The sequence below is a fragment of the Amycolatopsis dongchuanensis genome, from assembly GCF_039542405.1.
Classification (GTDB): domain Bacteria; phylum Actinomycetota; class Actinomycetes; order Mycobacteriales; family Pseudonocardiaceae; genus Amycolatopsis_E; species Amycolatopsis_E sacchari.
Genome location: NZ_BAABIB010000033.1, coordinates 1 through 20902 on the forward strand (window position 1 = coordinate 1; position 20902 = coordinate 20902).

Annotated in this window: 20 protein-coding genes and 2 pseudogenes; 13 read left to right on the forward strand and 9 right to left on the reverse strand. The window is 69.0% G+C overall.

Annotation, left to right across the window (positions count from 1 at the left end; genetic code table 11):
• Positions 1 to 816 precede the first annotated feature (816 nt).
• The gene (locus tag ABFX51_RS06065) at positions 817 to 1413 is read left to right on the forward strand and encodes a tyrosine-type recombinase/integrase (RefSeq protein ID WP_245783298.1); all 597 of its coding nucleotides are present in this window, start codon (positions 817 to 819) and stop codon (positions 1411 to 1413) included.
• Between the two features lie 362 nt (positions 1414 to 1775).
• Here ABFX51_RS06065 and ABFX51_RS06070 read toward each other — a convergent pair whose 3' ends face one another.
• Positions 1776 to 2456, reverse strand: a complete 681-nt coding sequence (locus tag ABFX51_RS06070; protein ID WP_179628897.1) for a TetR/AcrR family transcriptional regulator — start codon at positions 2454 to 2456, stop codon at positions 1776 to 1778.
• Between the two features lie 67 nt (positions 2457 to 2523).
• On the opposite strand from ABFX51_RS06070, the gene ABFX51_RS06075 reads away from it, so the two are divergent.
• The 5 genes and pseudogenes from ABFX51_RS06075 (at position 2524) to ABFX51_RS06100 (ending at position 6622) form a co-directional block, all read left to right on the forward strand.
• A complete protein-coding gene (locus ABFX51_RS06075; RefSeq protein ID WP_179628898.1) occupies positions 2524 to 3279 on the forward strand; it encodes an SDR family oxidoreductase in 756 nt (251 codons plus the stop codon).
• A 14-nt stretch (positions 3280 to 3293) separates the two neighbouring features.
• Positions 3294 to 3623 carry a nuclear transport factor 2 family protein gene (locus ABFX51_RS06080; RefSeq protein WP_091513676.1) on the forward strand — a complete coding sequence of 110 codons (330 nt, stop codon included), beginning with the start codon at positions 3294 to 3296 and terminating at the stop codon, positions 3621 to 3623.
• A gap of 95 nt (positions 3624 to 3718) precedes the next feature.
• Complete coding sequence (locus ABFX51_RS06085) at positions 3719 to 4891, forward strand: low temperature requirement protein A (protein ID WP_091513674.1); 1173 nt, start codon at positions 3719 to 3721, stop codon at positions 4889 to 4891.
• A 185-nt stretch (positions 4892 to 5076) separates the two neighbouring features.
• Positions 5077 to 5945: pseudogene (locus ABFX51_RS39595) on the forward strand (integrase core domain-containing protein).
• Positions 5946 to 5971: 26 nt separating this feature from the next.
• On the forward strand, positions 5972 to 6622 hold the full coding sequence (locus tag ABFX51_RS06100) for an amidase family protein (protein WP_177228903.1): 651 nt from the start codon (positions 5972 to 5974) through the stop codon (positions 6620 to 6622).
• 22 nt (positions 6623 to 6644) lie between these two features.
• On the opposite strand, the gene ABFX51_RS06105 is transcribed toward ABFX51_RS06100, so the two are convergent.
• Positions 6645 to 7094: a MarR family winged helix-turn-helix transcriptional regulator gene (locus ABFX51_RS06105; RefSeq protein WP_091513669.1), complete on the reverse strand. Its 450-nt coding sequence runs from the start codon at positions 7092 to 7094 to the stop codon at positions 6645 to 6647.
• Positions 7095 to 7160: 66 nt separating this feature from the next.
• On the opposite strand from ABFX51_RS06105, the gene ABFX51_RS06110 reads away from it, so the two are divergent.
• Positions 7161 to 7535 (forward strand): VOC family protein, encoded by a 375-nt coding sequence (locus ABFX51_RS06110; RefSeq protein WP_067243721.1) that lies wholly within the window; start codon positions 7161 to 7163, stop codon positions 7533 to 7535.
• On the opposite strand, the pseudogene ABFX51_RS06115 reads toward ABFX51_RS06110, so the two are convergent.
• The 4 genes and pseudogenes from ABFX51_RS06115 to ABFX51_RS06130 all read right to left on the reverse strand — a co-directional run bounded on the left by ABFX51_RS06115 (position 7513) and on the right by ABFX51_RS06130 (position 9584).
• Positions 7513 to 8151 (reverse strand): annotated as a pseudogene (locus ABFX51_RS06115) (MmyB family transcriptional regulator). The gene ABFX51_RS06110 and the pseudogene ABFX51_RS06115 sit on opposite strands and share 23 nt — an antisense overlap.
• Positions 8152 to 8191: 40 nt before the next feature.
• A complete protein-coding gene (locus ABFX51_RS06120) occupies positions 8192 to 8407 on the reverse strand; it encodes a helix-turn-helix domain-containing protein (RefSeq protein WP_346052671.1) in 216 nt (71 codons plus the stop codon).
• A complete protein-coding gene (locus ABFX51_RS06125; protein ID WP_346052689.1) occupies positions 8347 to 8568 on the reverse strand; it encodes a hypothetical protein in 222 nt (73 codons plus the stop codon). Before ABFX51_RS06125 ends, ABFX51_RS06120 begins: the two co-directional genes overlap by 61 nt.
• A 470-nt stretch (positions 8569 to 9038) precedes the next feature.
• Positions 9039 to 9584, reverse strand: a complete 546-nt coding sequence (locus ABFX51_RS06130; RefSeq protein ID WP_091513667.1) for a M15 family metallopeptidase — start codon at positions 9582 to 9584, stop codon at positions 9039 to 9041.
• An 86-nt stretch (positions 9585 to 9670) separates the two neighbouring features.
• Here ABFX51_RS06130 and ABFX51_RS06135 point away from each other — a divergent pair, with 86 nt between their 5' ends.
• Genes ABFX51_RS06135 through ABFX51_RS06145 form a run of 3 tightly spaced genes read left to right on the forward strand, consistent with a single transcriptional unit; the run spans position 9671 to position 11813 of the window.
• Positions 9671 to 10336 carry a response regulator transcription factor gene (locus ABFX51_RS06135; RefSeq protein WP_091513665.1) on the forward strand — a complete coding sequence of 222 codons (666 nt, stop codon included), beginning with the start codon at positions 9671 to 9673 and terminating at the stop codon, positions 10334 to 10336.
• Positions 10333 to 11451: a sensor histidine kinase gene (locus tag ABFX51_RS06140; protein ID WP_091513662.1), complete on the forward strand. Its 1119-nt coding sequence runs from the start codon at positions 10333 to 10335 to the stop codon at positions 11449 to 11451. The genes ABFX51_RS06135 and ABFX51_RS06140 overlap by 4 nt, the downstream gene beginning before the upstream one ends.
• Entirely contained in the window at positions 11451 to 11813 is a 363-nt protein-coding gene (locus tag ABFX51_RS06145) for an MmyB family transcriptional regulator (RefSeq protein ID WP_346052687.1), read from the forward strand. Before ABFX51_RS06140 ends, ABFX51_RS06145 begins: the two co-directional genes overlap by 1 nt.
• 204 nt (positions 11814 to 12017) lie before the next feature.
• On the opposite strand, the gene ychF is transcribed toward ABFX51_RS06145, so the two are convergent.
• Positions 12018 to 13100 carry a redox-regulated ATPase YchF gene (ychF, locus tag ABFX51_RS06150; protein WP_091513661.1) on the reverse strand — a complete coding sequence of 361 codons (1083 nt, stop codon included), beginning with the start codon at positions 13098 to 13100 and terminating at the stop codon, positions 12018 to 12020.
• A gap of 602 nt (positions 13101 to 13702) precedes the next feature.
• Between ychF and ABFX51_RS06155 the strand changes: the two genes are divergently transcribed.
• A complete protein-coding gene (locus ABFX51_RS06155; protein ID WP_091513658.1) occupies positions 13703 to 15175 on the forward strand; it encodes a DNA-3-methyladenine glycosylase 2 family protein in 1473 nt (490 codons plus the stop codon).
• Between the two features lie 20 nt (positions 15176 to 15195).
• Positions 15196 to 15705, forward strand: coding sequence for a methylated-DNA--[protein]-cysteine S-methyltransferase (locus ABFX51_RS06160; RefSeq protein ID WP_091513655.1), 510 nt, complete (start codon positions 15196 to 15198; stop codon positions 15703 to 15705).
• Between the two features lies 1 nt (position 15706).
• On the opposite strand, the gene ABFX51_RS06165 is transcribed toward ABFX51_RS06160, so the two are convergent.
• The gene (locus tag ABFX51_RS06165; RefSeq protein ID WP_091513654.1) at positions 15707 to 18667 is read right to left on the reverse strand and encodes an AAA family ATPase; all 2961 of its coding nucleotides are present in this window, start codon (positions 18665 to 18667) and stop codon (positions 15707 to 15709) included.
• Entirely contained in the window at positions 18664 to 19812 is a 1149-nt protein-coding gene (locus tag ABFX51_RS06170) for an exonuclease SbcCD subunit D (RefSeq protein ID WP_177228902.1), read from the reverse strand. Before ABFX51_RS06170 ends, ABFX51_RS06165 begins: the two co-directional genes overlap by 4 nt.
• Before the next feature lie 155 nt (positions 19813 to 19967).
• Between ABFX51_RS06170 and rmuC the strand changes: the two genes are divergently transcribed.
• A complete protein-coding gene (gene rmuC, locus ABFX51_RS06175; protein WP_091513650.1) occupies positions 19968 to 20885 on the forward strand; it encodes a DNA recombination protein RmuC in 918 nt (305 codons plus the stop codon).
• Positions 20886 to 20902 lie beyond the last annotated feature (17 nt).

Genomic DNA, 20902 nt, shown 5'->3' on the forward strand with positions numbered 1-20902 from the left:
CCGGCATGCTCCGCATCCTCCCTGGGATCAGAGCCTGCACCGCACCCGGGGCGCATCACCCGTTAGCTTGGGGGTCATCCCGTCGCCTGATGGCGTCTCGATCACACCGTGGCGGAGCCGCATCCCTCGTCCGATCCGCCGGCCGAATTCGCCAAGCTTGCGGCTCCGGCGCGGTGTGATAGCCATCAGTCAGGCGACGGGATGACCACCAAGCGCCCTCACCCTGCCAACGCAACCCCGCCTGCGCTATCCCGGCCATCCCGGAGCCTGCCTGCCCGGCCAATACCGCTAAGTTAGTACGTTTTACCTGGTCAGGGCGTTACCGGAGGCTCTGTTCAGTCGTTCCCGCCGGTTAGGCGGTTCTCCACTTGAGACAGTCGCCGTTGCGGTTGAGGGGAATCTTCAATTGAGGCAACTGTTCTGTCGGGGTGTGACCGCTCTGTGGGCGACGCCTCCAAACGCCTCTGAGCTGCGGAAACTCGCCTAAACTTAGCGGTATTGCCTGCCCGGCGAGGGCATCTTTTCCTCTTGCGGCGGCTGTGGGGCCGCCTGGCCTCCGTCGAACCGCCACGCGGGACCGGCGCCAGCCGCACGCCCGCGTCTGGCGGTTCGACAGGATGAGGGCCGGATCAGCGGCCCCGCAGGGGCCGCCTTGACCGTGGAGAGCGACGAGATCGCGGGCTGGCACCGGGCACAATCAAGACACGCTTCAACAACATCCGGGCGGTGTTTCGCGGTGCGGTTCGAGACCGACTGATCGCGTCCGATCCCACAGACGGTGTTCGGCTTCCCCGTACCCGTCGTTCCGAGGCTGCGATGGCCCTCCCCACGCCCGAACAGGTCAGGGCTCTACTGGCTGCGGTTGATTCGAAGTTCAAGCCCTTCGTCGCGCTCTGCGCGTTCGCCGGGCTCCGGCTCGGTGAGGCTACCGCTCTCCGGCTCGCAGATTTCGACTTCGACCAGGGCAGCATCAGGGTTGCTCGGCAGGTCCAGCGCGAAGGTCGCGGCGGTGTGGAGATTCGAGCACCGAAATACGGGTCAGAGCGTGTGGTACACGTCTCAGACGACCTGCTGGCGTTGATCGAGGACTATGTCGCCATGCATCGATCGACGGGTGAGCCGGACTCGTGGCTGTTTGAGGGCGAAAGCGGAAATCCACCTCATCAGAACACCGTGGGCTACTGGTGGCGGCTGACTCGCAAGGCGGCTGGATGCCCGACGCTCCGCCTGCACGACCTTCGACACTCCTTCGCCTCGGGGGTCATTGCGGAAGGATGTGACGTCGTCACCGTTCAGAGGGCACTCCAGCGCGACTGTGACACTCAACACCTACGCGCATCTGTGGCCGAGCGCGGAGGACCGAACCCGGCTCGCGTCTGCCCGGTTGTTTACGGACGTTGTGGGTCGCTCTGACGATCCACTGACGCATCCGGAAGTCGCGTCGGCGCCTGACCTGGGCGAACAGCCTCGGTTCAGACGTTGAAGCGGAACTCGACCACGTCGCCGCGGTTGGCGAATGTTTGTTGACCTCGCGCCCCGGTGGCTCCGTAGCTCGCCCGTGACGGAGTCCGGGACCTCGGCCAACTTCCGCTCCTTATGCACGCCGTTGGGGCGCGTCCGATCCGCGGGCCTGGCCTCGATCGTGGACCGCGTCACGGACTTGCAGGTCGGCGCTACGGGCCAGGACCGCCGCGAGACCTCGAGGGCGTCGGCGGCGTCCACGGCGAGGCGCTGTGGAGTCGAACGTGTGCTCGCCTCTCGATCAATGCGGGCGGTCAGGAGACTTCCCTGCTCAACTTGCCCAGCCATTCGACGAGCAGCTGAGTCTCGGTGGCGCCCAGGATGTGTGGATGTGCAGCGGCAACCTCGATCGCCGCGTTGAGGGCGTCTCCCTGTCCGGTCGCCGTGCCGGTGATCGCCGCCATCACTCCCTCGCGCACAGCGTGGCTCAACTCCGGGTCCGGCTGCGCAAGGATGATCTGGCGCAGGGTGACGCCGATGTTCGAGACGAGGACATGGGCTGCGGCCTGATCCGGCGACACCGCCAGGCGACCCTGATCAGCGGCCCGCGAGGTGAGCCCTTTCAGTATCTCGTTCGCTCTCGACTGGCCGGCGGGCGAGTGGCCCGGGCTGACCTTGCCGTACATGAGGGTGTAGAAGCCCGGGTTGGTCAGGCCGAATGCGACGTGGGCATCCCATCCGGCCCGTATGTCCTGGATCGGGTCTCCTGAGGACTCCATCGCCGCCTTCTCGCCGAGGTAGAGGTCGAAGCCGTGCTCGACGACGGCGTCGATCAACCCCTGCTTGGAGCCGAAGAAGTGGTACAGGGTCGGCATCTTCACGCCCACCGCGTCGCATACCGCGCGCAGGGAGAAGTCCTCGCCGGGCGAGGCGGCGATGAGGTCAGCGGCAGCGGAGATCAGCCTCTCCCGTGTATCACTCGACGCCATTTCCATAATGTCGCTATAGTACCGTATGTAGCCACGCTACATTGATACATACTGGTGACACAGAGGAAGCACGATGACCGAGCACACTCTCGCAGGAAAGAACGTCCTCATCGCCGCGGGCGCGAAGAACCTCGGCGGCCTGATCGCCCGCCAGGCGGCCGAGGCCGGGGCGAACGTCGCGATCCACTACAACTCCGATTCGACGCGCCCGGACGCTGAGCGGACCCTTGCCGCTGTCGAGGCCGCCGGGGTCAAGGGCGCGATGTTCCAGGGTGATCTCACCGTCCCGGCCAACGTCGAGCGGCTGTTCGCCGATGCGGAGGCGGCGATCGGGAAGATCGACGTCGCCGTGAACACGGTCGGCAAGGTGCTGCGCAAGCCGATCGTCGAGACGACTGAAGACGAGTACGACTCGATGTTTGACATCAACTCCAAGGCCTCGTACTTCTTCATCAAGGAGGCCGGCAGGAAGCTTGCCGACGGCGGGAAGGTCATCACAATCGTCACCTCGCTGCTCGCGGCGTTCACCGACGGGTACTCGACCTATGCCGGCGGCAAGTCCCCTGTGGAGCACTTCACCCGTGCAGCGGCGAAGGAGTTCGCTGAGCGGGGCATCTCGGTCACCGCGATCGCGCCGGGGCCGATGGACACCCCGTTCTTCTACGGGCAGGAGACCCCTGAGCGGGTCGAGTTCCACAAGTCGCAGGGCATGGGGAACCAGCTGACCAAGATCGAGGACATCGCACCCATCGTGCGCTTCCTCGCGACCGAGGGCTGGTGGATCACCGGGCAGACGATCTTCGCCAACGGCGGCTACACCACTCGCTGACAGGGAGGGATGAGATGACGGACCTGACGATCCCCGAGCCCGTGTCGTCGTTCATCGACGCCGTCAACCGACACGACGAGGCGGCGTTCCTCGGAGCGTTCACCCCGGACGGCGCGGTCGACGACTGGGGCCGCGTGTTCACCGGACGCGACGAGATCAAACGATGGAGCGACAAGGAGTTCATCGGGGCGCGCGGCACGCTCGCCGTCGAGGAGGTCGACGTCGCGGGCAGCACGATCACCGTCGTCGGCGACTGGCGTTCGAACTACGCCAACGGACGCTCCACGTTCATCTTCGACATCGCAGGCGACAAGCTCGCGAAGATGACCATCCGCGAGGGCTGAGAACGCTTCTTCGTACCTCGAGCGGGCGTCTAGCATCCGGACGCCCGCTCGAGGTGCGCCACCACAGCTTTTCCCACGACCCGGAGGTATCCTTGATGGCCACCGCTGCACTCGCCCGCCCCGGGCACCGCCGCTCCGAGGTGGGCCCCGTCGAGCTCTTCTTCGACCTGGTCTACGTCTTCGCGATCATCCAGCTGTCGCACCTGCTGATCGAGCATCTCTCCTGGGAGGGGGCCGCACAGACCGTCGTGGTGTTCGCCGCGGTGTGGTGGGGTTGGAACTACACGACCTGGGCGATGAACTGGCTCGACCCCGGTCGCACACAGGTCCAACTGCTTTGCGGAGTGCTCATGCTCACGGCGCTGGGCATGTCCATCGCCATCCCACGTGCGTTCGAGGATGCGGCCTGGCTCTTCGTCGGCTGCTACCTGCTCATGGGCGTCATCCGCCCGGTCTTCATGATGATCGCGTACCGCGGTCACCGTCTCGCGGCCAACTACCGGATGCTGCTGCTGTGGACCCTCCTGGCGGGTGTGTTCTGGGTGCTCGGGGCGGCACTGCCCGCAGAATCGAGACTCGCCCTGTGGGTGGTTGCGGTCGTGGTCGACTATGCCGCGCCCCTCGCGCAGTACCGCATCCCGGGGCTCGGCTCCGCTCCGATGGAGCACTGGGACACCGATGCCGACCACCTCGCCGAACGCAACCGCCTCGTGTTCATCATCGCGCTCGGAGAGTCGATTCTGCTCATGGGCGGCAGCATTGTCGCCAGCGGACAGCTCACTGGATCACTTGCCTTGAGCGCAGTGATCGGTTTCGCGTCGCTGTTCGTCCTCTGGTGGAACTACTTCGCACTCGCAGGCCCGGAGACTCGCGGCGGCGATTCCTCGACGGCGGCACTGCGTTCGGCGTATGCGTACGCTCACGCGCTCATGGTCCTCGGCGCAATCCTCGTCGCGGTGTCGATCGAGCTGAGACTCTCGCACGACCACCTCACCCCTGCCACCGTCCTGGTGACATCGGCCGGACCGCTCGTCTACCTCGTCGGCAACATCCTCTTCCTCCGATCCCGCTTCGGACGCCTCGCCCGATCCCGCTTCATCGCCGCCGCAGTGCTCATGGTGCTGACATTCGTCGCGATGCCGCTGGCCAGACACCTCCCAGTGAGCGCCTTCAGCGTCGCCGTGCTCGCCGTGACCGCCACCCTCGCAGCACACACGGCCTACACCGCGCGACGCCAGGCGCAAGAGGACTCTCCACAGCAAACTTGACCGGTCATTCAAGAATGGCTGTTCTTGGAGCATGGTCGGGGTTGCGCAGTTCGATCGGCACGAGATGCTGCTGTCCTCCGCGCGCACCTTCGCCGAGCACGGCTTCGAAGCGTGCAGCGTGAATCGACTTGTGGACGTGAATCGCCCTGGGTTTCGTTCCGTTCTTCGAGCAAGGATGGAATGCGATGAATCAGAAGTACTCGCCCGAGATGCGCGAGCGCGCGCTGCGGATGCTCGCCGAGGCCAAGCTCGAGCATCCGAACCTCATGTCCGCGGTGCGACATGTCGCGAGCCTGCTCGGCATGAGCCCGGAGACGCTGCGCGTGTGGCACCGCCGCCGCGAGATCGACGCCGGGCAGCGCCCCGGCGTGCCGACCGACGTCGCCGAGGAGAACAAGCGACTTCGCCGTGAGAACGCCGAGCTGAAGAAGGCGAACGAGGTCCTCAAAGCCGCGAGCGTGTCTTTCGCGAAGGAACTCGACCGTCCCTGACGAGCATGATCCGCTTCATCGACGAACACAGGGATCAGTTCGGGGTCGAGTTTCTCTGCCGCGTCCTCCGCGACGCGGTGCCGAGGTTCCTCACCTCGCGCGGGTATCGCGCGGCGAAGACGCGCGTGCCCTCCGTCGCCGGGACGCTGCGCGCGGAGGTGCTGCCGTTACAGGCGTTGAACATGGCCGCGTGGGGCGCGCGCGGGTCGCTCGATGACCTCGTCCACCACGCCGATCATGGGTCGAACTACCTCTCGGTCGTCTACACGGATCGCATCAACGAGATCGGCGCGACCCCGTCGACAGGGAGCGTCGGTGACAGCTACGACAACGCCCTCGCCGAGGCCGTCAACGGGCTCTACAAGACCGAGCTGATCCGTCGGAAGGGCCCGTGGCGGACGGTCGAGCAGGTCGAGCTCGCGACGCTCGAGTACGTGTGGTGGTGGAACAACGCTCGTCTCCACGGCGAGCTCGACTACCGCACGCCGGTCGAGGTCGAGGAGGCGTACTACGCTGGCCTCGAATCAGCCCAGCCAGCGCTCGCTGGACAGGGAAGCAGGTAGGAACGAAACCCAGGGCGATTCATTACGTGCAGGCCACGTCGGATGCCGCTGAGGTGCTGTCTGCAATAGGGCATCGTGTCGTGCGTGTGCGGCCCACCGAAGAGGCCAGGAGGGTCGGCTCCGTCTTCGGCGCGATCGCCGGGGCACATCTGGCCAGGCTCCTGAGCGATGGAGAAGGCCTCGATCCGGACGTGCTCGAACCGGTGACTGCAGAGGTCGTGCGGGCGGGGCGGAGCATGACAGCCGTCGAACTCCTGCGTGTCCTGACGGAACTGCACGCTCTCAGCTACGCCTTCGCCGATCACTTCTCGGGCGTCGACGTCGTCCTGTCCCCCACGACAGCTCAGCCTCCGCCGCTCATCGGGACGATGAGCACGGACCGCCCCGCAGCGGTGCACTTCGCAGAGCTCTTCTCGGTCTCTCCGTTCGCTGGCATCTTCAACGTCACCGGGGGTGCCGCTCTCTCCGTCCCGTGGGGCCTCGATCAGCGTGGTCTGCCTGTGGGAATCCACCTCGGCGCCGCCATCGGTGACGACGAGCTCATACTCACGCTGGGGGAACAGTTGGAGAACGCTCGCCCCGATCTGACGCGACTGCATCCGCCGGATGCTTGTGGGCCCGGGAATGGGCGACTCCAAACAACACAGGACAGGCCGGCAGACAGAGCCGGCAAGTAGCCCGCCATCGACGCCGAGAAGGTCACCGCGATGACTCTCTGGCAAGTGCATCCCGACATGCGCTGAGCAGTGCGTGGAGCTCGTTGCGCTGCTCCTGCCCGAGGTGCTCGGTCATGGCGCCGACGACGTCCGACACCGCGTTGTCGGCGCGTGCCAGGATCTCGGTTGCCGCGTGAGTGAGCATGGCTCCGCGTTCACGACGCGGGCCGGGCTCGGGGGCCCGCTCAACGAGGCCCTGCCTCTCCAACCCTTGAACGAGCACGTTCATCGACTGGCGCGACACGAAGGTGCGCCGAGCCAGCTCTGATCCGGTGATGCCGGGCTCTTCGTGCAGGTTCCGCAGGCAGGCGTACTGAGAGACGCTGAGCCCGAGTGGACGCAGCACCTCATCCATCCGCTGGTTCAAGACGGCCTGGGTCTCCTTGATCAGCACGCCCAGCTGATCCGGAGACACGTATCCTCCCGACTTCATGTCAACAGTTTGACACACAATCCAGTCAGTGTCAGTATGTTGACACCCCGATGATTGGAGAAACTCATGAACAGCACGACCAGCGGCCCGGACTTCGTCTCGTTTCAGGTGCGCGATCTCGAGGCCTCCGCAGCGTTCTACGAGCACACCGTAGGCATGGTGCGGCTGCCTGCGCCGAACCCGGACGCCGCGGTGTTCTCGGCAGGGGACGCGACCTTCGCAGTGCGCGTCCCATTGCCTGGTGTCGACCTCGACGCCATCCCTCAACCGGGCGCCGGCATCGGCGTCTGGTTTCGCAACGAGGACGCGGCTGGCCTCCACGAGCGCCTGAGCACCCAGGGCGTGGTGATCGTGCAGGAGCCACTCGAAGGACCGTTCGGCACGCAGTTCTCCTTCCGAGACCCCGACGGCTACATCGTCACGGTGCACTCGAAGGGCTGATCCGCCGGTCGGCGCCGGCCGGCGCGCTCGCGGTCGGCGCCGACGCGAGAAGCCGCAGCGCGTGCTCCGACGGGCTTACCGTCTCAGCGCGGTAGACGAACACCGTCTGTTCGGGGTCGTCTCCGGGCGTGAGCGCCTGATAGGTGATGGTGAGCTCGCCGAGGAGCGGATGGCGGTAACTCTTGGTGCCGGCGCTGCGTCGGTGGACGCGGTTGCGCGCCCAGATGCGTCAGAAGTCGGGGCTGTGGATCGCTAGCTCGCCGACCAGGCGGCCGAGCGCCGGATTATCGGGGTGGTCCCCGGCGTCCATGCACAGCATCGCGGCGGTATCGGCCGCGACCTGTCCCCAGTCGGCGTACAGGTCTCGTGCATGCGGATCAAGGAAGACGAACCTGGCCTGGTTGCGCTCGGACACGGGCATGCCCTCGAAGTCCGCGATGAGCAGGCCGGCGAGGCGGTTGTGCGCCAGAACGTCCAGGCGTCGGCCGAGGACGAAGGCCGGTCGCAACGAGGCCTCGAACACGTCCAGGAGCGCCCGTGTCTCCGGATGCAGCCGCTGCGGTTTGTCCGAGCGCGGACGGGCTGGCCGCTGCCTGGCGATGGCGTGCATATGCATGCGCTCGGCGTCGTCGAGCTGAAGCGCTCCGGCGATCGCGTCAAGGACCCTCTGGTGATGCGCTCTTGCTGCGCCCCTGTTCCAGGCGGGTGTAATAGTCGACGCTCACGCCGGCCAGTATCGCGAGCTCCTCCCGCCGCAGCCCCTCCACCCGGCGACGCCCGGCAGCATCGGAGATCCCAGCACGCTCGGGTGTCAGACGACCCCGTGCTGCGCGAAGGAAGTCCGCCAGTCGGGGTTCCGGGTGCTCGGGCATGTGAGCCGCTGCACCGCTTCCTGCCGCGCCGACCAACGAGCGTCGGCGGCGGCGCGTCGCGACCCAGCAAGCGCCTCCTTCGAGCGCCTGTTGGACCAGTAGGTGCCGATGCCGGCGACGACCAAGGAGAGGCCCGAGATGATGAGGGCGGCGATGTCCATGAGCTGATCATTTCATCGGCGAGACCGAACGCCCGTTGTACGACTCATTGCAGAAGGCCTGCCAAGTTCGCCGATCACGGAGGCTCGGCACGCGCCTCGGTGCGCCCGACCGAGCCTTCGAGTGCTACTTGCGAGGCGACACCCGCCACGAATATGAACCCGGAAAAACTGTGGCCCCGAGAGTCCGGACCCGAAGGCCCGACTAGTCACCGGGGCGTACGCCTTCGACCCTATCAGTGCCGGCTACTCGGCCGGTCCTCCGCGACTTCAGGTTCTGCAGGTACCCCTCGGCCATCGCCAGGGCCACCTCGGCCTGCACGAGCTCATGCTCGCCCTCGCGGATCCGGCCCTCAGGCACCATTTCCTGATTGGCTGTCGGCAAAAGCAGACCCCACGGGACAGGCGGGGCGACTCGGCCCTCATGCACTGGCGGCGCTTTCGTTGCCGGCGTCATGAGCTCGGGTCAGGCCTCAGGCGCTGTTGCGCGGGTCGAAGCTCGCGTCCCAGTACGGCTTCGGGCACCCGTCGGCACTCGCCCCCTCGCGCAGTTCGAAGTGCCACGGTTCGTTGTCGAAGATCTGGCACAGGTCGTAGCGCGCGCCGTTCTCCTGGAGCCACGCGGCGGCATCCCAGTAGCCGATGTCGATGGCCTCGCCGGTCGTGTGCGCCGATCCCTCGGGCGTCGCGACCCAGCGGGCGGCGGCCGACTCGGACCCGTGCTCTTGGACCGCCTCCTCATAGAGGCGCTGCTGATGCTCGACCGAGCGCCAGCCGCTGTTGACGAAGAACTCGATGCCCTCCTCGGCGGCGTCGGCGGAGGCCGCCCGCACGGCCGCGACGAGGTCGGGATCGAGGTTCGTGATGCCGGGATACGTGTCGTCGAGCGTCGCCTCTTCCGGCAGGGTCCCGTCGGCGAACCGCGGATCCGCGGAGTCGGGAGCCGCCCCGCAGGCGGCCGCGCCGAGCATCACTGCCACAAGGGCACTGGCAGACAAGATGCGCTTCGTGAATGTCATACCCCCAGCTCACGCAAGCGCGTGTTGCGAGAGCGTATGCCGTTTTCGATACGCGGACGATATGTGCGCGTTCGTACGATGGGCGCATGCGCGTGCTGATCGTCGAAGACGAGCCCCTCCTCGCCGAAGCGGTCCGTGACGGGCTGCGCCTGGAAGCGATCAGCGCCGACATCGCGCGCGACGGCGACTCGGCGCTCGAGGCGCTGTCGGTCACGGAGTACGACATCGCGCTGATCGACCGCGATATCCCAGGCCCATCCGGCGACGAGGTCGCCCGCCGGATCGTCGCCTCAGGGGAAGGACCGGCGATCCTCATGCTGACGGCCGCCGACCGGCTCGACGACAAGGAGACCGGCTTCGAGCTCGGAGCCGACGACTACCTCACGAAGCCGTTCGCGATGCGCGAGCTCGTGCTGCGGATCCGCGCCCTCGCCCGACGCAGAGACCGACGGCGACCGCCGATCCTCGAAGCCGCAGGACTGCGCGTGGATCCCTTCCGCCGCGAGGTCTACCGTGACGGCCGCTACGTCGCCCTCACCCGCAAGCAGTTCGCCGTCCTCGAAGTGCTCGTCGACGCCGCCGGGGGCGTGATCAGCGCCGAGGAGCTGCTCGAACGCGCATGGGATGAGAACGCCGACCCGTTCACGAACGCCGTGCGCATCACCGTGTCATCCCTGCGCAAACGCCTCGGCGAACCGATGCTCATCGAAACAGTGCCTGGCGTCGGATACCGCATCGCGGTGCCGTCATGACGCTTCTACGCAGCGCCCGTGCGCGCCTCGCCCTCAGCTACGCGCTGATCGTCATCGTCGCCGGCGTGATCCTGCTCGCGCTCGTGTGGCTGTTCTTGCTGCGCTATGTGCCCGACGACGCGATTCCCATGCGAAGCGGGTTCGTGCCGAACCGGTCGGACCTGGGCCGCGCGTTCTGGCCGCGCGCTACGTGGGCCTTCGCCTTCCTTGTGGCGTTCGGGCTCATCGGCGGATGGTTCCTGGCCGGACGGATGCTCTCGCCTCTGCAGCGCATCACCGCCGCGACGAGAGCCACGGCCGCGGGGTCCCTGTCGCACCGAATCCGGATGACCGGGCGCGACGACGAGTTCGGCGAGCTCGCGGACGCGTTCGACAGCATGCTCGCCCGCATCGAATCACACGTCGCCGAGCAGAGGCGCTTCGCCGCGAACGCCTCACATGAGCTGCGCACGCCCCTGTCGGTGATGCGATCGGTGCTCGACGTCGCACGTGACGACCCTGACGCGGATCCGCGCGTCGCCCTCGAGCGCCTCGCCGCGACGAATGACCGCGCCATCGCCGTGGCAGAGGCGCTGCTCGCTCTCGCTTCTGCCGAGCGGGGCATCGACAAGCGTGAACCCATCGATCTGTCGTTGGCTGCCGAGGCGGCGGCCGAAGAGCTTCTGCCGCTTGCCGAGCGCAGCGACGTCACGTTGGACCTGTCAGGCGACCGCGCCGACGTGCGCGGGGACCCTGCCCTGCTGAGCCAGCTGGCGACGAACCTGCTGCACAATGCGATCGTCCACAACACAGCGGGCGGCTGGGCACGCGTGGCGACGTCGTCGACCCATGGCGAGGTCACCCTCGTGGTGGAGAACACCGGCGAGGTCCTCGACGACGCGACCGTGTCGACGCTTGCGGAGCCGTTCCAGCGCGGATCCGAGCGCACACGACGTGACGACCACTCGGGAACGGGACTCGGCCTGGCGATCGCACGCGCGATCGTCGACGGCCACGACGGCACCCTGACATTGCGGGCCCGCACAGCTGGCGGCATTCGGGTCGAAGTACGACTGCCGGCCGCCGATCAACGGCCGACCTCTGCACCGGAGGACCAACGCGGTGGACGATGGTGATGCCGTCGGCCGTCACGACCGGCGTCAGGCGGCCTTCCCGGCCCGCCGCGCCTCGAGGTGCTCGGCCTTCGCATCCCAGGGCACGCGGTCCGGCGAGAGGAAGACCGCGCCGATGCGGCGCGCATCCCGCAGACCGGCAGCGCGGTTGGCGGCGGTGTGCTCGCCCTCGACGTCGTAGAAGGCCGGCCGAGCACACCAGCAGCCGCAAGACGATCGAGCACCCCGAGGTCGGTGCGATCACACTCGACTGCGACGTCCTCTCCGTCCCGGGAGCCGATCTGCGCATCGTCGCTCATACCGCTGCCGCAGGTTCTACGGACGAGAACAAGCTCGATCTCCTCCGCGTCACCGCAGCGACCTGAATGACCTGCAAGCTTGGGCCTTGATCGGCTCTGGGCCCGCACGCTCGAACGGTCGTGACCCGCGATTCGCACGGCCCTCGCGTCAGCGAACTTCCCAGCCCGGCATCTGTCCGAGCGAACAAGAAGCCGCCCATCGCGGCACGCACTCTGCGGCCACCTGCGGAGAGAATTCATGCAGACATCGCAAGAGCAACTCGCACGTGCTTATACGTTGAACCTGAATTCAACCACGTCGCCGTCGGCCATGACGTAGTCCTTGCCCTCCATGCGGACCTTGCCCGCGGCCCGGGCGGCGGCCATCGACCCGGCCTCGATCAGGTCGTCGTAGGACACGATCTCGGCCTTGATGAACCCGCGCTCGAAGTCGGTGTGGATGACGCCGGCGGCCTGCGGAGCGGTGGCGCCCTTGGGGATCGTCCAGGCGCGCGATTCCTTCGGCCCCGCCGTGAGGTAGGTCTGCAGGCCGAGCGTGTGGAACCCGGCCCGCGCGAGGGCGTACAACCCGGGCTCGTGCTGGCCGACCGACTCCAGCAGTTCGCGCACGGACTCCTCGTCGTCCAGCTCCAGCAGCTCCGCCTCGATCTTCGCGTCGAGGAAGACGGCGTCCGCGGGCGCGACGAGCTTCGTCAGCTCCTCGCGCTTGGCTTCGTCGGTGAGGATGCCCTCGTCGGCGTTGAAGACGTACAGGAAGGGCTTGGTGGTCAGGAGGCTCAGCTCACGCAGGAGGGTGGTGTCGACCTCCTTTTGGGCGGAGAACAGGGTGCGGCCGCTGTCGAGGATGTCCTTGGCCTGCTGCGCGGCTTCCAGCGCGGGCCGGTTCTCCTTCTTGGTGCGGGCTTCCTTTTCCAGGCGCGGCAGGGCCTTTTCGAGGGTCTGCAGGTCTGCGAGGATCAGCTCGGTGTTGATGGTCTCGATGTCGGCCGAGGGGTCGACGCGGCCGTCGACGTGCACGACGTCGGGGTCGTCGAAGACGCGGATGACCTGGCAGATGGCGTTGGCCTCGCGGATGTTGGCGAGGAACTTGTTCCCGAGCCCCGCGCCCTCGGAAGCCCCCTTGACGATGCCCGCGATGTCCACAAAGGACACCGTGGCGGGCACGATCTTCTCGGAGTGGAACAGCTCGGCGAGCTTGTCCAGCCGCGCGTCGGGCAGCGGCACGACGCCGACGTTGGGCTCGATCGTCGCGAACGGGTAGTTCGCCGCGAGGACGTCGTTGCGGGTCAGCGCGTTGAACAGGGTGGACTTGCCGACGTTGGGCAGCCCGACGATGCCGAGGGTGAGGCTCACGGACGAACAGTCTAGTTGCGCACAGACCACCACCCCGCCCCGGTCGCCGAGGCCCCGATCGGGCCGCGTGGCCGGGGGCCGGTCCACACCGGGGCGACTCGCCCAGCCCGACCGAGGACTGGCCGACGGCTGGGCGGCGAGGCGGCGGGGCGGCGGTAGCGGCCGGGCTGGCGAGAGCGGCGGCTACGACTGCGGCGGCTCGCCCTGTCCTGGCTCGAGGGCTGGGCGACGGCCGGGCTGCGGCAGCGGCCCGGCTGGCGAGGGCTGCGGCAGCGGCCCGGCTGGCGAGGGCTGCGGCGGCTCACCCTGCCCTGGCTCGCGCAGCCACCTCCCCGACAGCCGCCGCCATCACTCACCGGCCCCGCACACCCGGCCCGAGCTAGCTCCTCACCTGACCCCGCCCACCAGCGAGTTCACTCGCCACCAGGCCCGCCCTCGCTCCCGGCTCAGCTCATCGGTCGCCCCCGCCTCCGCCACCCACCGACCTCCTCGCCCAGTCGCACGCCCGTCGCCGAGCCCGCGAAAGCACCCCCGGGACCCCCGCCACGGCCATGTCGGTTTTCCGCCAGTCAGGGCCCTGGCCTGCTGGCAGTATCGAAGCCATGACAGCCGTAGCCACCTCCGCCGGGCAGGCGCTCTGGCGCGACGCCGAGCGCTGCTACCGCGCCGTCGCCTCGCGCGACGCCCGCTTCGACGGGCAGTTCATCGTGGCCGTCAAGACCACCGGCATCTACTGCCGCCCCTCCTGCCCCGCACTGACCCCGAAGGCCTCGAACGTGCGGTTCTACCCCACGTCGGCCGCCGCCCAGTCGGGGGGCTTCCGCGCGTGCCGCCGCTGCCTGCCCGACGCCGTCCCCGGCTCGCCGGAGTGGAACCTCCGCGCGGACCTCGCCGCCCGCGCGATGCGCCTGATCGCGGACGGCGTCGTCGAGCGCGAAGGCGTGCCCGGTCTGGCCAGGCACCTCGGCTACTCCGAGCGCCAGCTCGGCAGGGTGCTGACGGCAGAACTCGGCGCGGGCCCGCTCGCCCTGGCCCGCGCGCACCGCGCCCACTCGGCCCGCCTGCTGATCGAGCTCTCCGAGCTGCCGCTGGCCGACGTCGCCTTCGCCGCGGGGTTCTCCAGCGTCCGCCAGTTCAACGACACGATCCGCGAGGTCTTCGCGCGCACGCCATCGCAGCTGCGTGCCGCCGCGACGGCCGCGCGCGGACGCCAGGGCACCCCGCTCGCCGACGAGCCCGCAGGCACCAGGCTCAGCCTGCGCCTGCCCTACCGCAAGCCGTTCGACGCCGCGGGCATCTTCGGCTTCCTCGCCGCCCGCGCAGTGCCTGGCGTCGAGTGGGCGGAGGACGGCGGCTACGGGCGCACCCTGCGCTTGCCCCACGGCCCCGCGACCGTCGACCTGACTCCCCAGGACGGTCACATCCGCTGCGAACTCCGGCTCGCGGACGTGCGCGACCTCGGGAGCGCCGTGGCTCGCACGCGCAGGCTCCTCGACCTGGACGCCGATCCCGAGGCCGTCCTGCGTGTGCTCGGCGAGGACCCGGCGCTCGCGCCCGCGGTCGCCGCCGCACCGGGCATCCGGGTGCCGGGCGCGGTGGACGGCTCGGAGCTGCTGCTCCGCACCATGCTCGGGCAGCAGGTGTCCGTCGCCGCCGCTCGGACGGCCGCGGGCAGGCTCGCGGAAGCCCTCGGCGAGCAGCTGCCCTGGGGCACGCTGTTCCCCACGCCGGAGGCTGTCGCGGAACACGGTCAAGACGTGCTCCGCGGCCCTCGCCGCCGCGTCGAGGCGATCCTCGCCGCCGCCGAGGCACTCGCCACGGGCAGCCTCGAGGTCCACGTCGGCCGCGACCCGGACGAACTCCGCGCCGAGCTGCTGGCTCTGCCCGGCGTCGGACCGTGGACCGCGGACTACGTGCTCATGCGCGTCCTCGGCGTTCCCGACCTGCTCCTCGCAGACGACCTCGTGGTCCGCAAAGGCGCGGCTGCACTCGGCATCACCGACCTCGCCGGGCACTCGCAGGCCTGGCGCCCCTGGCGTTCGTACGCCGGCATGTACCTCTGGCGAAGCGCCTGACCCGATCGAAGGAGACCCCCATGAGCATCGCCCACTGGTCCACAATGGACACCCCCATCGGCCCCTTCACCGCGATCGTCGCGAGCGATGGAGCCGTGCTGGCCTCCGGCTGGACCGCCGACCTCGACAAGCTGACGCCGCAGATCTCGCGCTCCCTCCTACCGGGTGAGCTGCGCGAAAAGCGCGACCTCGGTGCCGTCAGCACGGCCACCCGCCGCTACCACGAGGGCGAACTGGACGCCATCGACGACATCCCCGTCCGCCAGCGGTCCGGCGAGTTCCTGCAACACGCGTGGGACGTGCTGCGGACCGTGCCCGCAGGCAAACCGGTCACGTACAGCGACTACGCCGCGCTCGCCGGACGGCCCGCGGCCATCCGGGCGGCCGCGTCCGCCTGCGCCCGCAACGCGGCCGCGTTGTTCGTGCCCTGTCACCGGGTGCTGCGCATCGGTGGCGCGATGGGCGGCTTCCGCTGGGGCGTCGACGTCAAGCGCTGGCTGCTCGACCACGAGTCCCCCGAGCTGCGTTAGCTCACATCTGCACCTCCAGCGTCGATCCGGTCCGCGCCTTGCGCACCCGCAGCCGGGTCGGGATGCGCTGACGCAGCTCCTCGACGTGCGAGACGAGGCCGACGACCCGCCCACCGGCCCGCAGCTCGTCGAGGATGTTCATCACGACGTCGAGGGTTTCGGCGTCCAGCGTGCCGAAACCCTCGTCGACGAACAGGGTGTCCAGCAGTGCTCCGCCGGTCTCGGCGGCGACCACGTCCGCCAGGCCGAGCGCGAGCGAGAGCGACGCGAGGAACGACTCGCCCCCGGACAGTGTCTTCGCCGGCCGGACCGTGCCGGAGTAGTCGTCGAGCACGTCGAGACCGAGTCCGCCTCGCGTCCCACGGGCCCCGGCCCGGTCCGAGTGCACGAAGGAGTAGCGCCCCTGGCTCATCGCCTGCAGGCGCGCGGTGGCCGCGACGGCGACCTCCTCCAGCCGGGCGGCGAGCACGTACGAGCGCAACGACATGTGCCGGGCGTTCTGGCCCCGGCCGTTGACCACGTCGGTCAGCGCGTCGAGCTCCTCGAACTCCTCTTCCAGCGGCCTGATCGCTTCGGTTTCTTCCGTCAGCCGCCCGGCCAGCCGCTCCAGCTCCGTCGCGCGGGTCGTGGCCGCCTCCAGCTGCGCGACCGCGGTTTCCGCGGCGGCCCTGGCGGCGCGTGCGTCTTCGACCGCCGAACCCACGTCGACCTCGTCGTCCGGGGATACGTCCGCCAGCTCGGGTTCGGCGAGCACGGCACGGGCGGCGGCCTCCTCGTTCGCCGCGTCGGTGAGCCGTTTCTCCAGCCGGGCGATCACGTCGTCGGGACGCGCCGCCGCACGCATCTCGTCGACCGTCTCGAACTCCGCCTGGGCGAGGCAGGAACGCAGCTCCTCCTCGCGCTCCGCCACCTGCTCCTCGGCGGTCGCCCTGGCCAGGCGCGCCTCCGTCAACGCGTCGAGTGCCTGCACGACGCCCACGAGGTGCGCCCGCCGCGTCCTCACGTCCGCGTGCTCGCCGCGCGCCTCGTCCAGCCGCCGCTCGCGCTTCTCGACCTGCTCCTGCAGGGCCAGGCGCTGGGTTTCCGCCGCCGCGACGGCCTCCTTCGCAGCGACCAAGTCGTCGGTCAGCGAGCTCTTCTCCGCTTCGGCGGACCGCAGCTCCGCAGCGAGCCGGGTCCGGCGCTGCGCCTGGCCTTCCACCTCCGCCAACTGCGTGGTCACCTGGTGCAGCTCGGCCTCGAGTTCCTCGCCGCTGCGCCCCCGCAGCCGCTCCCGCAGGGCGGTGAGCGCGGTCTCCGCACGGTGTTTCGCGGCTTCCGCGGCACTGCGCGCCTCTTCCGCGCGCCGGACCGCCGCTTCGGCCTCGGCTTCCTGCTCACGGTCGACCGAACCCGAGGCGGGCCGCGCAGGCGCCGGATGCTCGGCGGACCCGCAGACCGGGCAAGCCCCGCCGTCGACCAAACCGGCCGCCAGCTCCGCCGCCATCCCGTCCAACCGCAGCTCACGCAGCTTCAGCTGGTGCTCGCGGGCTTCCTGGTGGGCGTCGACCGCGGCACGCACCCGTTCCTCGGCCTCGGCGACCGCTCGCACCGCCGCGGGCAGACCGGTCGCGTCCTGCACGGCAGCGGTCAGTTCAGCCTTTTTGGTTCGCAACCCCTCCAGCCGACCGGCCGCGGTCGTCGCCGCGTCGAGTTGTTCGCGCAGTTCCGCCGCCAGCTGGGGAATCCCGTCGAGTTTGTCGGTGAGCACGAGCACCGTCGACCTGGCCTGGTCGGCTCGCTCGGCCAGCTGGGCGATCATCCGGCGATCACGCGACTGCTGCTCCGCCTCCGCGACCAGCCCCGCCAGCGCCCCGGCCTCCTCACGGAGTTTCCCGGCCTGTCTGCGCAACTCGACGGCGTCAGCGTCCGTGTCCGCGTATCCCAGAGCAGCCAGCTTCCGGACGCGTTGCTGCTCGACGGTCCGGGCATCCTCCAGCTGCCCGGCACAGCGTTCGGCCTGTGCCGCCACACGTAGGACAGTCGCCGCACGACGGGCCGCAGCGAGTTCCTCCTTCCAGCGCAGGCGTTCCGGTTCCTGCTCGGCCAATGTGGACAAACGATGATGCGCGGCGCGCAGGCGTTGTACGCGTTCGGCGGCTGTCCGTCGCGCCTGCAACACCTTCTCGGCACTGTCCAAAGCAGACCGAGCTTGGCGCTCAGCGGATTGCGCCTCCTCGACGGCCTTTTCCGTATGCAGCCTGACTTCCCCGACCCACTCGGCGAGGTTGTCCTCCGGGATGTCCTGCCCCGCCACCTGGGCGAACCGGGCCACCCACTCGCGAATCCCCTGACGACGGCTTTCCAGCTCCCGCCGCTTGTGCACGCGCAGGTCCCGGAACCACGCTTCGACGTCGGCGAACCGCTTGGTGCCGAACAACCGCTCCAGCAGCTTCTCGCGCTCGTCGGTGTCCGCGCGCAGGAACTTGGCGAAATCTCCCTGCGGCAGCAGCACGACCTGGAAGAACTGCTGGTGGGTCATGCCGAGCAGCCCCTGCACTGTGCGGCTGACCTCGTCGATCCGCACGAGACCCTCCGGCGGATGCCCGGCCGGAGCGCCGTCGAGCCAGGTGAGCGAAGCCTTGGCCTGCTGGGTGGTCGTTCCCTCGCCACGACGTTTCGGACGCTCGTACTCCGGACTGCGCACGAGCCGCATCCGTTGCCCATGCACGGTCAGTTCGAGCACGACCTCGGTGGGCTCGTCCGGCTCGGCGAAGTCACAGCGCAGGCGCTTCACCTCGCCGCGGGCACCGGGAACGACGCCGAACAACGCGAAGGCCACCGCGTCGAGAAGCGTGGTCTTGCCCGCGCCGGTGTCCCCGTGCAACAGGAACAGCCCGTCCGAGCCGAGTGCGTCGAAATCGACGACCTCGCGCTTGCGGTACGGCCCGAACGCGGCGACCTCCAGTCGATGCAGCCTCATGACTCACCTCTGCCCGCGACTTCCAATGCCTTGCGCAGCAAGCGTTCCTCGCGTTCGCTGGGTGGCGCGCCCCGGCAGTCGTCGAGGAAGTTCCGCGTGATCTCGGCGTCCGACCGCCCGCGCACCGCCTCCGCGTACCGCAACGTGGCGGTCGCCTTTCCGTTCTCCGGCTGCCATTCCAGGTGCACGGCGTACGGGAAGCGCTCGCGGAGCCGGCGCATCGCGTCGATCGGCCGGACGGAGTCGGTGAGCGTCACCGACAGGTAGCAGTCGGCCAGATCCGCGTGCTCCTCCGCGGTGAGCAGCCACTCGATACCGCCCCTCAGCGTCGCGAGCCGCCGCGGCACGGGCAGCTCGTGCCTGCGCACCTCCGCGAGCCCGTTCGCGTCGAAGTCCACGAGCCACACCGATTTCCGTTGCTGCGCCTCGGAAAACGAGTAGGCCAGCGGACTTCCCGAATACCTGAGGTGTTCCGCGAGCGTCTGCGGCCCGTGCAGATGGCCGAGTGCGACGTAGTCGACTCCCGCGAAGACGTCACCGCTCACCTGCTCGACACCGCCGACGGCGATCGTGCGTTCCGAATCGGTGCCCTGCCCGCCCGTCACGAACGCGTGCGCGAGCACGACGGACCGCGTGCCGCGCTCCCTGCCCCGCAGGTCTTCCCGGATGCGGCGCATCGCCTCGGTCAGCACTCCGTTGTGCCCCTTGGCTTCCGGCACGCCGAGCGCGTGCCGGGCCGGTTCCGGCTCCAGGTAGGGGATGCCGTAGACGGCGACCGGACCGTGTTCGTCCCGCAGCAGCACGGGATCGGCGATCCGGGCGATCGTCGTGCGCAGGTGCAGCCCGCCCGCGGCGGCGAAATCACCGAAGGCACCGAGGCGTGGCGCCGAATCGTGGTTCCCGGACGTGAGCACCAGTTGCGCGCCTGCCTCGCGCAGCCGCGCCAGCGCCCGGTTGGCGACCTGCACCGCCTCGGCCGAGGGCACGGCGCGGTCGTAGACGTCCCCGGACACCAGCACGACATCGACCGCCTCGGCGGCGACGAGGTCCGCGAGGTGGTCGAGCACGGCGGCCTGCTCGGCGAGCAGATCCGCGCCGTGGAAGGTGCGTCCGACGTGCCAGTCGGAGGTGTGCAGGAATCTCACGTCGCCCAAGCTAGAGGCGATCACCGACAGAACGACGGAGACATGCCGGAGTAGTTCACTCGAACGTGTGTTCGACTCCGTGACATCGCCGTTTTTGTCGGTGGCATCCGACATGATGCGTGCGACCGAGGAGAACGAGAGGAAGGAGGCGAGGCGTGGCATCCACCGTGATCAGCACGGCGGCCGTCGTCATCGCTCTGGCGGCGCTGGTGGCGATCGCCCTGCTGTGGCGGCTCTACACGGACAGCATGCGCCGTGCGGACGCCGCCGCGCGGCAGGTCGAGGTCGAGCGTTCACGCGTGGATCAGCAGCAGGCGGCCCTGCGCCGGTACGAGGTGGCGTTCGCCTCGATCAGCGGCAGGGGCGAACTGGGGGAACAGGTTCTGGTGGAGACGGCACGCGCGCTGGGTCTGCGGGAGGGGCTGCACTTCACCCTGCAGACCGACCTCGCCGGCGGCGGGGCGGCGAAACCGGACATGGTGCTCCGGGTCGGTGGCGATCGCACCGTCCCGGTGGACGCGAAGGCGAGCATGGCGTGCTGGGCCGAGGCCGTCGAGACGGACGACGCCGACGAACGGCTCGACGCACTCCGGGTGCACGTCCGCAACCTGCGCTCGCGCGCCGCGGAGCTGGCGGGCAAGGGTTACCAGCGCTGGGCGGACGCCATCTACGGCACGATCATGTTCGTTCCCTCCGACGCGGCCGTGGTGGCCGCGCTCGACACCGATCCCGAGCTGTTGCGGTGGATGCTCGACCGGCGGGTCTTCCTGTGTGGCCCGACGGGTTTCGCGGTACTGGCTTCGGCCGCGTTGTTCGCGGCGAGCGACCGGGCGGTCGTCGAGGACATCGAACGGGTCCGGGCCGGGGCCAGTGCCGCACACCGGGCGGCGGGGAACGCGGTGGAGGCGCTGAACCTGTCGAGCACGCACCTGCAGCGTTTCCTGTCCGCCCGGCGGCGTGAGCTGGAGGCTTTGGAGGGATTCCGGGCGACAGTCGCCCCGCTGTCCGAAGCATCCGGATCGCCGACGGAACTGCCGACCGTGCGGAAGGGGGACGAACTGGCCGCGAGCTGAAACGCGACCGAACCGGG